Annotated in this window: 11 protein-coding genes; 10 read left to right on the forward strand and 1 reads right to left on the reverse strand. The window is 39.4% G+C overall.

Annotation, left to right across the window (positions count from 1 at the left end):
* The first annotated feature begins 7 nt into the window (after positions 1–7).
* The 6 genes from KHA95_RS21320 (at position 8) to KHA95_RS21345 (ending at position 7,265) form a co-directional block, all read left to right on the forward strand.
* Positions 8–661 carry a DsbA family protein gene (locus KHA95_RS21320; RefSeq protein ID WP_481748467.1) on the forward strand — a complete coding sequence of 218 codons (654 nt, stop codon included), beginning with the start codon at positions 8–10 and terminating at the stop codon, positions 659–661.
* Positions 654–1,055: a disulfide oxidoreductase gene (locus KHA95_RS21325; RefSeq protein ID WP_213139629.1), complete on the forward strand. Its 402-nt coding sequence runs from the start codon at positions 654–656 to the stop codon at positions 1,053–1,055. The genes KHA95_RS21320 and KHA95_RS21325 overlap by 8 nt, the downstream gene beginning before the upstream one ends.
* A 296-nt stretch (positions 1,056–1,351) precedes the next feature.
* Positions 1,352–1,588, forward strand: coding sequence for a heterocycloanthracin/sonorensin family bacteriocin (locus tag KHA95_RS21330; RefSeq protein ID WP_213139591.1), 237 nt, complete (start codon positions 1,352–1,354; stop codon positions 1,586–1,588).
* Positions 1,589–1,781: 193 nt separating this feature from the next.
* Positions 1,782–3,719, forward strand: a complete 1,938-nt coding sequence (locus tag KHA95_RS21335; protein ID WP_213139592.1) for a putative thiazole-containing bacteriocin maturation protein — start codon at positions 1,782–1,784, stop codon at positions 3,717–3,719.
* Positions 3,719–5,659, forward strand: a complete 1,941-nt coding sequence (locus KHA95_RS21340; protein ID WP_213139593.1) for a TOMM precursor leader peptide-binding protein — start codon at positions 3,719–3,721, stop codon at positions 5,657–5,659. Before KHA95_RS21335 ends, KHA95_RS21340 begins: the two co-directional genes overlap by 1 nt.
* 22 nt (positions 5,660–5,681) lie before the next feature.
* Positions 5,682–7,265: a SagB family peptide dehydrogenase gene (locus KHA95_RS21345; RefSeq protein ID WP_213139594.1), complete on the forward strand. Its 1,584-nt coding sequence runs from the start codon at positions 5,682–5,684 to the stop codon at positions 7,263–7,265.
* Positions 7,266–8,146: 881 nt separating this feature from the next.
* Here KHA95_RS21345 and KHA95_RS21350 read toward each other — a convergent pair.
* On the reverse strand, positions 8,147–9,055 hold the full coding sequence (locus KHA95_RS21350) for a nuclease-related domain-containing protein (protein WP_213139595.1): 909 nt from the start codon (positions 9,053–9,055) through the stop codon (positions 8,147–8,149).
* A gap of 263 nt (positions 9,056–9,318) precedes the next feature.
* Between KHA95_RS21350 and KHA95_RS21355 the strand changes: the two genes are divergently transcribed.
* From KHA95_RS21355 to wrbA, 4 genes are all read left to right on the forward strand, one after another.
* Complete coding sequence (locus tag KHA95_RS21355; protein WP_213139596.1) at positions 9,319–10,257, forward strand: ring-cleaving dioxygenase; 939 nt, start codon at positions 9,319–9,321, stop codon at positions 10,255–10,257.
* Between the two features lie 21 nt (positions 10,258–10,278).
* On the forward strand, positions 10,279–10,887 hold the full coding sequence (locus KHA95_RS21360) for a flavin reductase family protein (protein WP_213139597.1): 609 nt from the start codon (positions 10,279–10,281) through the stop codon (positions 10,885–10,887).
* A gap of 158 nt (positions 10,888–11,045) precedes the next feature.
* Complete coding sequence (locus tag KHA95_RS21365; RefSeq protein WP_213139598.1) at positions 11,046–12,320, forward strand: diguanylate cyclase domain-containing protein; 1,275 nt, start codon at positions 11,046–11,048, stop codon at positions 12,318–12,320.
* Between the two features lie 324 nt (positions 12,321–12,644).
* A complete protein-coding gene (gene wrbA, locus KHA95_RS21370; protein WP_213139599.1) occupies positions 12,645–13,256 on the forward strand; it encodes an NAD(P)H:quinone oxidoreductase in 612 nt (203 codons plus the stop codon).
* The last annotated feature ends 228 nt before the right edge of the window (positions 13,257–13,484 follow it).

Consider the following 13,484-nt stretch of genomic DNA (forward strand, 5'->3'; position numbering starts at 1 on the left):
ATGAGGAGTGTTGATTTTGTCAAAGAAAATATTTTGGTTCATCGGAATACTTGCTATTTGTATCATCGGGATTATTGTATTAAAAAGTGTTCAACAAGAATCGGCTGTTATTGATTATGAAGGGCAGCCATTTTTAGGCGAAGCGTCCGCGCCGGTTGAAATTATTGAATTTGGAGATTATAAATGCCCGCACTGTAAAGTTTTTAATGAAAGCATTGTTCCTATCATTAACGAAGAATTAATTCAAACGGGGAAAGCAAAGTTTTACTTTATGAATTATTCATTTATTAGCCCAGATTCAACGTCATCCGCACAATTTGCCGAAACGGTTTATCAAGAACTTGGAAATGAAACATTCTGGGATTTTCATCAATTATTGTTTGCGAATCAAATGACAGAAGCTGGAGAAATGAATCTGTTCACGGATGATTTTCTGGAAGCTGTTTTGGCTGAAGTGGCTAGTCCTGAAGAGACGGAACAAGTGATGATTGCTTATCGTGAAGGGAAAGGGAATGATGCCTTGAAGAAGGATTTGGCGACAGCAAATAGCTTAGGGATTTCATCCACACCATCCATCTATATCGACGGAAAGCTATTTAAAGGTGGAAGCACGGATGAATTAATTGAAATGGTGGAAGAAGCGATGACGAGTGATAAATAAACCCCTTTTACTGGCATGGGTCACAGCGATTATAGCAATGGCGGGAAGTTTATTTTTTAGTGAGCGGATGGGGTTTATTCCTTGTACCCTTTGCTGGTATCAACGGATCTTAATGTATCCCCTTGTTATTTTTCTAGGAATCGCCTTTTATCGGAATGATAAGGGGATTTATAAGTATGTTTTGCCAGTGTCAGCCATGGGCATGATGGTTTCTGCTTATCATTATGCGTTGCAAAAAATCCCTTCATTCAATGAGTTTAGTGCATGTACAAGCGGAGTGCCATGTTCAGGTCAATATATTAATTGGTTTGGCTTCGTTACCATTCCTTTCTTAGCACTTATCGGTTTTACCATTATCACATTGATGATGGTCATACTTCTGAAACGCAAGTAAAGTTTAGTACAGGTATTAAAAATACACTTTAAAGTCGCTTGGCGTATATCATGATTTTCTATATTAAAGCTCCTGGACCATTTGGTTTGGGGTCTTTTTTTATGTTTAGCCGCTTGACCGCAATCTTCTAAAAATTCATCGAAAAGCGACTGTTCCTATATTAAAAAACAAACAATGTGAAATAGGCTCTTACATCAGTAACAACCACCTAAGAGCATCATATTGTGTTGAGGAGAGTCACATTTAACTCTCGTGTCCGTTTAGCATTGATTATTAAATATAAAGGGGAGGTTCAAATGCAGTATTACCAAAATGAATTGCAAACATTAGGAATGGATAATTACCAAGTAGGTGAATTAGTTCCTATGGATTATACGAACCAATATACGGTTCAGTTTGATAGTAGGCAATGTGGTGGTCGTTGCGGCGGTCGTTGTGGCGGTTTTCGTTGTGGTGGCGGTTGTTTTCGCTGTGGCGGTTTTCGCTGTGGTGGTTGCTTTGGCTGTTTTGGTTGTTTTGGATTTTTTATTTAAGTCTAGGAAAAATAGATTGTCTTATGAAAGGAAATTGCCTCTACACGGTCTTCGGCAGGGGATTTCCTTTCCTTTTCGCCCAATCTCGCTTCAGTGTCGAGCGCTCTCGCTTCTTATTTATCATAGTGGACAGGTAAGAGTACATAAAATAATAATGTTGAATTCGTAACAATGAGGATGAAGGAGGGAATAAATGTCAAAATTAAGTCCATCCACTCGTCTGAAGGTGAAGAGGGATACATTTTTTCTCCCGGACCCAAAGAGTGGTGTATATTTTCGAAATAACTTAAGTTCATTCCGAATGGAAGGCAATACCATTTATCAATGGATTGAAAAATTAATACCAATGTTTGATGGCGAGAAATCATTAGAAGACTTAACAAAGGGATTAACGCCACCATATCAGAACAGGGTTTATGAGATCGGAGAAACGTTGCACAAGAATGGCTTTGTTCGGGATGTAAGCAGAGATACCCCCCATCAATTAAATCGTCCCATTCTTGAAAAATATGCTTCTCAAATTGAGTTTATAGAGAACTTTGTGGAATCTGGCGCGTATCGTTTTCAAAAATACCGTGAAGCGAAAGTTCTTGCCATTGGCTCGGGTTCCTTTCTCGTTTCATTGGCTTCAGCGTTAATCGAATCAGGGCTGCCTAAAATAAATGTCATGGTTACAGATACCGTTCCTACAAATAGACAGCGGTTGAATGAGATCGTTCAAAATGCCAGAAGGACGGAGCTTGACTCCGAAATCGTAGAGGTCTCCTTTCAACAGGAGGCAGGGGAAGAATTTTGGAGGGAAGCTGTACAACCGTATGATTGGATTTTATACGTGTCGCAGTCCGGAAATGTAAATGAACTAAAGGATCTTAACTTCGTTTGCAAAGAGGAGAGGAAATCATTTATTCCCGCCATATGCTTTCAGCAAGTCGGACTCTCAGGTCCATTATTTCATCCGGAATCGGAGGGGTGCTGGGATTCGGCGTGGCGCCGAATCCATCAAGCTGCTTTTCAATCAGAAGAGCGTTCTCAGCCATTCTCTTCAACAACGGGATCGATTTTGGCGAATGTCGCCGTGTTTGAAATGTTTAAGAATGCTACGGGAATTGCTGATTCAAATCAAAGCAATCAAATTTACCTGCTTGATCTTGAAACGCTGGAAGGTGAATGGTTGTCTTTTATCACACATCCGTTGATTACATCTAAGAGTTTTACGCCCCAACTTGTTGAAGATCTTGATGCAAGGCTTAAAAAGGGTGCGGTCAGAGATCGTCCACCGAATGACCTTTTGGAATATTTCAGTCAACTAACTTCCGAAAAGACGGGAATTTTCCATACGTGGACGGAACGAAGTTTATCACAGCTTCCACTTGCTCAGTGTTATGTTCAAGCGGTTAATCCGATCTCTGAGGGACCGGCAGAGCTTTTACCAGAGGTTGTCTGTGCGGGCTTCACACATGAGGATGCAAAAAGAGAGGCGGGACTGACTGGGATTGAAATGTATGCTACTCAAATGATCGATTCCTTGGAGTTTAAAAATGGGAATCATATAGCTGGAGGATTTATTGGCATCGGTGCAGGCGAAACAATTGAAGAGGCTGTTTGCCGGGGGCTGCAAGTTTATTTAAATGAAGAATTGGCGAAAAGAAAGAGCGATCAACTGAATACGATTTATATGCCGTTAGAATTAAATAAAGATAGGCGATGCAAATATTTTTTTAATGCCCTGACTAATTTGAGTGGTTCACCGACAATCGGCCTGAAAGAGAATCTGCTAGGCTTCCCCGTGATAGGGGTAAGATCAAATGGACGCTGGTATTCTAGTGTAGGTTTAAATATTACCTTAGGCATGCGAAATGCATTGGAACAAGCGCTTTTAGATACGCAAGGTCAAGTAAATTCCATATTGAGGAAAGAAATGGATCCAATCGTTTTTATTCATAAAACGGAAACCAAACTTGAAGTCCCCTCTTGTGATGAAGTGACACAAATGCAGCTATTACAATCCGCTATTCAGACATTAAGACAAAATAGCAAACGATTATTCGTTTATGATCTTACATTCGAACCTTTTATGAAAGAGGAAATGGCCGGGGTGTTTGGTGTGCAGATACGAGAGGGTGAATCCTAATGACTGCTCATATTCTAATTAACGGACAGGGTGTATTGGCAGATTTTGTCTATGATCAATTGTCCCGCAGTTGTCCCGTCAAGCGTCAAAGCAAGTTAGAAGATGTGCCTGAAGATACAAAATTAGCTCTTGTGCTGCATGATGCTTGGTATCCATCTGTTCATCAAAAAGCGGATGAAAGTTTCCAAACTGCACGTATTCCTTGGTTTCGAGGTTTTGCTTCGTTTGGCGAAGGAATCATCGGTCCGCTCAAACGCCCTGATACACCGGGGTGTTCTCGCTGTGCGGACATACGGCGCATAATAGCTGGAGCTGATAGTCGGGAAATGTGGGAGTTTCAGATGAAAATGGCAGCAGAAGAAAGCCGGTGGCAAGATGCGTGGGCGTCACGAACGGGATTATCGTACATGGCAAATTTGGTATGTAACGAAGTACAGAGGTTTCTTCAAGGAGAGCCAAGTAATTTGGAAGAAAGAATTTTTATTACGAACCTGAGAACATTAACAAATTCAAGTCATTTTTTCTTGCCGGATCCATCGTGCCCAATATGCAGTCAAATACCAGATGATACAGAAGAACTAGCTCAAATTAAATTGGAATCTAGCCCGAAAATTAGCGGTGATGGTTATCGCTGCCGTTCGATAGATGAATTTAAAGCAGTGTTAGTCAAGGATTATCTCGATGAACGTACTGGAATTATGAATGGGAAAGTACAGGATTTCACGTTGCCGTTTGCGGATGTATTAGTCAACATGCCGTTGTTTGGAGCGGATGAAGGAGTAGCTGGAAGGTCTAATTCTTATGAGATGAGTGAGCAGACGGCCATTTTGGAAGGCTTGGAGAGATATTGCGGAATTGGGCCCCGTGGAAAACGGACAGTCGTTCGTAATTGTTATCGTCAATTGGAGAATAACGCACTAAATCCTATACGAGTAGGCTTACATGAAAAGGAGCAATATGAAAAGCCCCATTTTCCGTTTATACCGTTTCATCCTGATCGGCCAATGAATTGGGTCTGGGGCTATTCGTTTTTATCTGAACGTCCTATTTTGGTTCCGGAGTTACTCGCCTATTACAGTTTGGGCTATGGAGAGGGATTTGTTTATGAAACCTCAAATGGATGTGCGCTGGGAGGTAGTTTAGAAGAGGCTATTTTTCACGGCATTATGGAGGTTGTTGAGCGAGACTCATTTTTGTTAACCTGGTATGCTCAGCTTCCCCTTCCGCGCCTTGATCTTAGTTCCGCCCACGACAAAGAACTGCAGCTGATGGTCGATCGGTTACACGAAGTGACGGGGTATGACCTTTATTTTTATAACTCAACGATGGAACATGGAATTCCGAGCGTTTGGGGTATAGCAAAAAACAGAAGGTCAAAGGGATTAAACCTCATTTGCGCAGCCGGGGCCAACCCTGATCCAATTAGCGCTGTAAAAAACACGATCTATGAGCTTGCAGGAACGATGGCTAGGCAAGACGAAAAGCTGAAGGAAAACCGCCAGAAATATGAAGGGATGCTACAAGATCCGTTCACTGTGCGTACGATGGAAGACCATGGACTGCTTTACGGTCTGCCAGAAGCGGAGGAACGATTGAACTTTTTATTGGATGGCGATCGTCCATTACGTACATTTGCCGAGGAATTTAAGCAACCGCCAACAAATATTGATTTGAAAGATGATCTTGAAGATATTCTTCAGAAATTCCGCCAGTTAAATCTTGAGGTTATAGTGGTAGATCAAACAACACCTATCACCAAACGGAACGGATTATTTTGTGTAAAAGTATTGATTCCCGGAATGTTACCGATGACATTCGGGCATCATCTTATCCGTGTGAAAGGGTTGGGGAGGGTACTTACAGTACCAATGGAGCTAGGATTTACGAAGGGACCGTTAACGTATGATCAGCTAAATCCCCATCCCCATCCGTTCCCATAATGGCAGAATAGGAGGTTAAATATTGGAGCTGGAAACATTTTTGCATTATCTGCATTTTGACACGGAAAAAGTAACTCCGCCGGATTGGGAGGTGGATTGGGAAGACGCCCCACTCCCCTATAAACTGTATCGCGGTTTACCAATGGTCCCACTTACCGCAGATGTGCCTTTAACATTTGAGAAAAGGGAGGCGCATCTAAAGCCTAGTCTGGTGGAGCTTGGTCATTTTTTATGGTATGTTTTCGGGCTTACTCAATACACTCAATCGGCTCTAATCGAGGAAACGAATGAAGAAGCTGTGAGCTTTATTCAATCTAAGCGCAGGTTTGTTCCATCTGGAGGGGCACTGTATCCTAATGAACTATATGTATATATAAATGTTGAAGAAGCTCCACAGGGCATTTACCATTATGATGCGGCGCATCATCGCCTTGTATTGGTGCGAGAAGGAGATTACGATTCCTACTTAGCTAGAAGTCTTAAAAATGGCAATCATACTTCTAGCTGTTTTTGCACTGTTTTTATTTCGACGGTTTTTTGGAAAAACTTCTATAAATATAATAACTTTTCTTACAGGCTCCAAGGGCTAGATGCAGGCGTGTTAATTGGGCAATCGTTAGAAGTGGCCGATCAGATGGGGTTCTCTTCACGGGTATGCTACCAATTTCTTGATCGGGCGATCAATCATTTGCTTGGGTTGTCTGAACAGGATGAAAGTGTATATGCGGCTATCTCCTTATCTACAAACGCATTTCCCGATTATGTAGAAAACGATCATAACAGAAGTGAAGATGCTTCAGCGCTTAAATTGTGCGGGGAATTACCATTATTGCAACATGTTTCTTATAACCGTTCAAAAAGAGTTATTCCATACCCGCTGCTGAAAAAAATGAATGAAGCGTCGATGATTGAAACAACAAAGTCATTTGTGAAGCTAAAAAATAATCATCGTGCGAAACATTCGTTAGGTACTGAAATGATTATGCTCCCGTTTGAGGAAGGCTTTTCGTACGATCTTGCCTCTGTTTGCAGGGAGAGACATTCGCCTGATATCGATTTTATGATCGGAAAAGTGAGCCAAACACAACTATCTACTTTGTTAAAAGAGACATTTTCTTACTCGTATCAGAATGACCTTGACGAAACATATGGGAATATAGAGAGCCGTATGTCTTTATATGGAAGTTTTTATAATGTGGAGGGGGTTCCAAACGGTGCCTACTCGTATGACAATAACACCCATACTCTCCGAACGATAAACAAAGGGGATTACCGGGAATTATTACAAAGTGGTTTAACAATGCCTAATGTGAACCTGTATCAAGTTCCACTTTGCTTACATGTCGTTGGAGAAGGAGATTATCTTAGAGAAGAATTGGGATATAGAGGGTATCGCATTCAGCAGATGGAAGCGGGCATTCTCGTGCAACGACTGCTTTTGGTATCATGTGCTTTAGGGATGGGAGGGCATCCGCTGCTAGGATTTGACGTGAACAATTGTGATGAACTTTACAGGATTGATTCGAAAGGAAGAACTTGTTTGATTCAAATTCCGATAGGTCCATACCGACCACGTGCCTGGTTAAAAGGGAGTTTGCAAAGCTAGGTCTAGGCAACTTAAGCCTCCGGCGTATGGTACAGATTTTGGGAGAACTTTTCTAGTGAGCTCGAAAAATCTGGACACAATTACGCCGGAGCAATGATTAATAATATCGACTCCCCCTGTGCCAGTGAAAAAAGAGAAAAGGGTAATTCGAACTTCCTTCGATTTCCCCTGTGCCAGTGAAAAAAGAGAAAAGGGTAACTCGAACCTCCTTCGATTTCCCCTGTGCCAGTGAAAAAAGAGAAAAGGGTAACTCGAACCTCCTTCGATTTCCCCTGTGCCAGTGAAAAGAGAGAAAGGGGTAACTCGAGCTGCCTTCGCATGCCCTTGTGATAGTGAAAAAAGAGAAAAGGGTAACTCGAGCTGCCTTCGAATGCCCTTGTGTTAGTAAAAAAAGAGAAAAGGGTAACTCGAACCGTCTTCGATTTCCCCTGTGCCAGTGAAAAGAGAGAAAAGGGTAACTCGAGCTGCCTTCGAATGCCCTTGTGTTAGTGAAAAGAGAGAAAAGGGTAACTCGAACCTCCTTCGATTTCCCCTGTGCCAGTGAAAAGAGAGAAAAGGGTAACTCGAGCTGCCTTCGAATGCCCTTGTGATAGTGAAAAAAGAGAAAAGGGTAATTCGAACCGCCTTCGAATGCCCCTGTGCCAGTGAAAATAGAGAAAAGGGTAATTCGAACTTCCTTCGATTTCCCTTGTGCCAGTGAAAAGAAAGAGAAAGGTAATTCGAACCTCCTTCGATTTCCCCTGTGCCAGTGAAAAGAGAGAAAAGGGTAACTCGAACTTGTCCCGAATTCTCGCTCTACAAAAAAGTGATATAGGGAGAAGTGAATATATTAGTAGAGCCCTATTTTGGCAACATATATCATTCCAAATGTTTGTAAAATGCTATACAAAATATCTATGTTCCCTTTCTCCAATAGGCCTTAAATTTTGGGATAGAATTCTTCTAATCTTCTTTTTAGAAGAAATAATATTGCACCATTCATGAATACAATTTGTCCTGATTTTTCTATTAGGAAAAAGGAGCCTGAATTCCTCGACATTCCTTAGAACTGCCGAATCAATATTTTCAACGCGACCACATTGATTACACACTAATTTCCTTTCGCTAACTTTAAAATGAAAAGAATGGCAAGCCTCACAGATGATCCCCTTTCGCAATTGATTATATTCATAAGGGGGCAGTCGGATAAATGGAGATTCCGGTTGATGCATTGAGATTAAAAGATCAGCTATCCTCTTGTGATGATCGTTTAAATTTGATGGGATCTCATTTAATGTTTTTAAAAAAAGATTGATTTGTGTAGGAAATATAAAAGATGGGTTCACAGGGGCTTGATACAAAGTGAACTTGGGGTTTATAAAGATAATGGATCCGTCAATGTCTAAATGGATGTTAAGGCTTTTAAGGAGAGAGCGGAGCAGTAAATGACTGCGTTTTAACTGATTCAATGGATTGGGCATTTTGTGGTCAGACATCACTCGTTGAAATTCTTCTTCACCGTATATATAGTCACCTTCATAATTTTTTACATCTAACGGGAAAATGACGCTTTCGGAAATAATTAATGTATCAATTTGGAAAATAGAGCGATTAAACTCGAGGCATAAATCATTTAATATATAGATTTTACTCTGAAGCTTTTCTGTTAATTGATCGAACATTACCTCTCCTTGATACCCCTTTTCAAGTTTCAATAAATGCCTTTTATCTTTTGAGGATAAATCCATCCGTATATTCAAACATCTTAAAATGCTTAATTCATCTGACAAAACACGAGGTTTCATTAGCATAGATTAACATCAACTCCTGTTACATATTTAATGATCTTACCGAGAAAGCTAACTGTATTATACAATATTTCACCTCGCCATTGATAGAAAATTTTGATATATTACAAACGGTTAAAACGGATTTCTTGAAAAATAGTTGACAAGATAAAATTTTGGTTATACAATTACTCTGAATTCAAGATAATTTTAAATCTATTTTTTTGCTCAAGTATCTTTAATTAAGAATAAATGAATTATCATATTATAAATAGGAGGAAATCGTGATGGATAAAAAAACATTAGGAATTCACCACATTACGGCAATTGTAGGTCATCCGCAAGAAAATGTAGACTTTTATAGCGGAGTTCTAGGTTTGCGTTTAGTGAAAAGAACAGTAAATTTTGATGATCCAGGTACGTACCATCTTTATTTTGGCGATGAAGGTGGTAATCCAGGGACGATTATTACATTCTTTCCATGGGTAGGAGCACATCAAGGGGTAATTGGCGACGGTCAAGTAGGAGTAACAAGTTATGCTGTTCCTCAAGGGGCGCTCGGATTTTGGGAGGATCGATTAGAGAAGTTTCAAATTTCTTTTACAAAAAATGAACGCTTTGGGGAGTTATATTTACAATTTGATGACCCACATGGCCTTCATTTGGAAATAGTTGAACGAGAAGAGGGAGAGATTAATCCTTGGACGTTTGGAGAAATCACCCCAGTAGTCGCAATCAAAGGCTTTGGCGGTGCAACTTTATTTTCCAGCCAGCCAAATAAAACAGCTGAATTGTTAGAACAGGTAATAGGGCTTGAACTCATTGGCCAAGAAGGGGAATATATTCGTTTTCGTTCTTTAGCTGACATTGGAAATATCATCGATTTAAAAGTAAATCCTGTTGGAGTAGGTCAAATGGGTGTTGGCACGGTTCATCATATCGCATGGAGAGCAATCGATGATTATGACCAACTAGAATGGCAAAAACATGTTGCTGAGCATGGTTATGGTGTCACACCTGTTCAAGATCGAAATTATTTTAATGCGATTTATTTTAGAGAACAGGGCCAGATTTTATTTGAAATTGCTACGGATCCTCCTGGATTTGCCCATGATGAATCACATGAGACAATGGGAGAAAAGCTAATGTTGCCTGCACAGTATGAACAATATAGAGAACGACTTGAACAAAGTTTGATTCCGATTAAAGTGAAGGAATTAGATTAATTTCATAAAGGAATGATTTTGATGCTTTCTATTGATCCTAAGACTAATTCAGAAAGAGAAAATTATAAATTGTTAATTGGCAGCATTGTTCCAAGGCCAATTGCTTTCGTCACAACTTTAACTGAGGATGGCATCATCAACGGTGCTCCTTTTAGCTATTTTAATATTGTATCTTCGAACCCTCCGATGATTTCCTTATCGATTCAACGTTCTGGAGGAAAACAGAAAGATACAGCGAGAAACATTGTGCAGAAAAAAGAATTTGTCGTCCATATAGTTGATGAACAAAATGTAGAAAAAATCAACGAAACGGCTGCAAGTCTCCCGCCTAATGAGAGTGAAGTAGAACGGGCACAATTAACACAAGTTGAAAGTACAAAAATCGCAGTTCCAGGCGTGAAAGAAGCAAAAATCCGCATGGAATGTGTCCTAGAACAGTCGCTAGAATTAGGGGATAAAGATACACCTGGCTGTGACTTGATCATTGGAAAAGTGATTCAGTTTCATGTCGATAATGATATTTATGAAAACGGAAGAATCGATGCTAAACAATTGGCAGCTGTCAGTCGATTGGCTGGTGCTAATTATGCGAAAATCGGAGAGATTTTTGAAATAGAGCGACCTAAATAGAGTAAATTAAAGTAGCTAGTCAATGGTGTTATGCTTTTTAAGGGAGCTTGGGGATGACCTAGCTAATAATCAAGTTAAAGATGTTGTTTAAAAGCAAAAGGTTTTGTTTTAGGATTATAATTCAGTGTAAAACTGGCATGAGGAATTGGGTGGTCAGAGTGAATTCAATATATCAACCTACAATGATGGACAATGTATTGGACCTTATTTGGAACAATACAACAGATGCAATTTTTGCTATTGATTATCACGGAGCCGTCATTGATGCAAATCCGGCCTTTCAAAATATGCTTGGATGGCAGACCGAAGAATTAAATCGAATTGCATTTCCCTCATTCATCGTTCATATGACAAAAGAAGAGCATCAAACATTTTTAAGCCAATTGAAAAAGGGGCAGAGCTTTCCCTATCAAATTGTGAAAAGAAAGCATAAAGATGGTATGCTATTGGATATTTTAGCATCCTACTGGTCAGTAAATAATGAAAGAATTCTTGCAATTGGGATGTATAAAGACTTTACTGAACAAATCCATATTCAAAGAAAGCTGGAAGAGAGTGAATATTGTTATCGAACACTTGTAGAATATTTACCAGAAGCAATTGTCAAACAGCGAAACGATAAAATTGAATTTGCTAATTCATCAGCGATCAAATTATTTGGAAGGGATACACTTGAAGAGGTGATAGGGAATTCCGTGTGGGATTTCCTAGCAAGTGCTGGAAAAAGGAACATTCAGCATATTATTGAAACATTGTATGATGGTAATTACTTGAAAGAACCTGAAACGTTAGTTGATAAATTTTACAGGAGTGATGATAAAGAGGTTTATGCAGAAGTAAAGATCATTCCGATTGGGAGCAAAGAAAAACCGGATATTCAAATGGTTTTTCAGGATGTCACGGAACAGAAAAGACATGAACAACAACTGGAATATTTCGCATACCATGACCCTTTAACAGGCTTAAAAAACAGGCGAGTCTTTACAGAGATCGTTACGGAATCAATGGAAGCAGCTAAAAATAACCTGGAAAAAATTGCAATGATGTATATTGATATTGATGAGTTTAAATCAATCAATGATACTTATGGCCACGATGTAGGGGATCAATTACTTCAACAGTTTGCTGAAAGATTAAAGTCCAGTGTGCGTAAAGAGGATGTTCTATGTCGCGTTGGCGGAGATGAATTTCTTGTTTTATTGAAGGATATAAGTAAAGAGAAGGAAATTGTTGATATTGCAGAAAGAATGCTTTTGGTATTCCAAGAAGCTTATAAAATTGATGATTTTTCCCTTCACGTCACCTCAAGTATAGGCATAACGATTTTTCAAGATGATGGCTTAGATTACCAGTCATTCATATATCGCGCAGATCAAGCACTGTATCAAGCGAAAGAAAGAAGGAATCAATATATATTTTTTGATAAATATTAGAAAAGAAAAGCATATATCTTGAATTAAGGATGCATTAAATGATAATATCTAAATTGGAGATAAAAACAAGAAATAATATCGTTTTGAACGATTGGTCTTCTGACTATATTGATGTACTTTAGTCAGTCGGACTCCAATATCCTGAAATCAGGAAATATGAATTTAATATAGTAAATGAAATTTCTCATCTGAGGAATAATAAGAACAGTAAGACATTGGAAGTAATCTTTTCAATGGAGGTGGTTCTTAAAAAAACAAAGAAGTAGGTGTGGAAATATGGGATTTTTCAGCAAGTTATTTAAAAAATCAGAGGAGATGGAAAAGATGTCAAACGTTAAATTAGCAGTCGTTTTTTATAGCATGGGTGGAACAAACTATGAATTAGCAAAATGGGCGGAAGAAGGGGCAAAAGAAGCAGGTGCTGAGGTTAGAGTATTAAAAGTACAAGAATTAGCTCCAGAATCTGTGATTGAAGGAAATGAAGGCTGGAAAGCGACAGTTGAAGCAACAAAAGATGTTCCAGTTGCAACATCAGAAGATCTTGAATGGGCAGATGCAATTATCTTTAGCGTACCAACACGTTTCGGAAATATGCCATCACAAATGAAGCAGTTCCTTGATACTCAAGGTGGACTTTGGGCTAGCGGCAAGACAATCAATAAAGTAGTAAGTGCTATGACTTCTGCACAAAACCCACATGGTGGTCAAGAAGCTACATTATTATCGTTGTACACTTCCATGATGCACTGGGGTGCGATTATTGCCACTCCTGGCTACACTGATCCTGTCATTTTTGGAGCAGGCGGAAATCCATACGGAACAAGTGTAACAGTTGGTCAAGACGGTAAAATGATCGAAGATGTTCAAGCAGCGGTGAAGCATCAAGCGAAACGCACAGTTACTGTTGCAGAGTGGGTTAAAAAAGGAAATCAATAATTGATTTAGCTATAAAAAATGAGGTGGAGAAACGTTTTGTTTTTCCACCTCATTTATTTTTATTTGCCGCTCTCCAGTAATTTGGTCATTATTTATCCCTCCCTTTTGTAAGGGATTTCTGAAAGGGGCTCCAATTTGCTTGATTAATAAATTGCATTTGGTATACTAGTAAACTGTAAGTTTGTCTATTAAACAAATTAAGTGGGTGGTGGAGTAAAAGAAAAAATT

This window comes from Bacillus sp. FJAT-50079 (assembly GCF_018343515.1).
Lineage (GTDB): Bacteria > Bacillota > Bacilli > Bacillales > Bacillaceae_C > Lederbergia.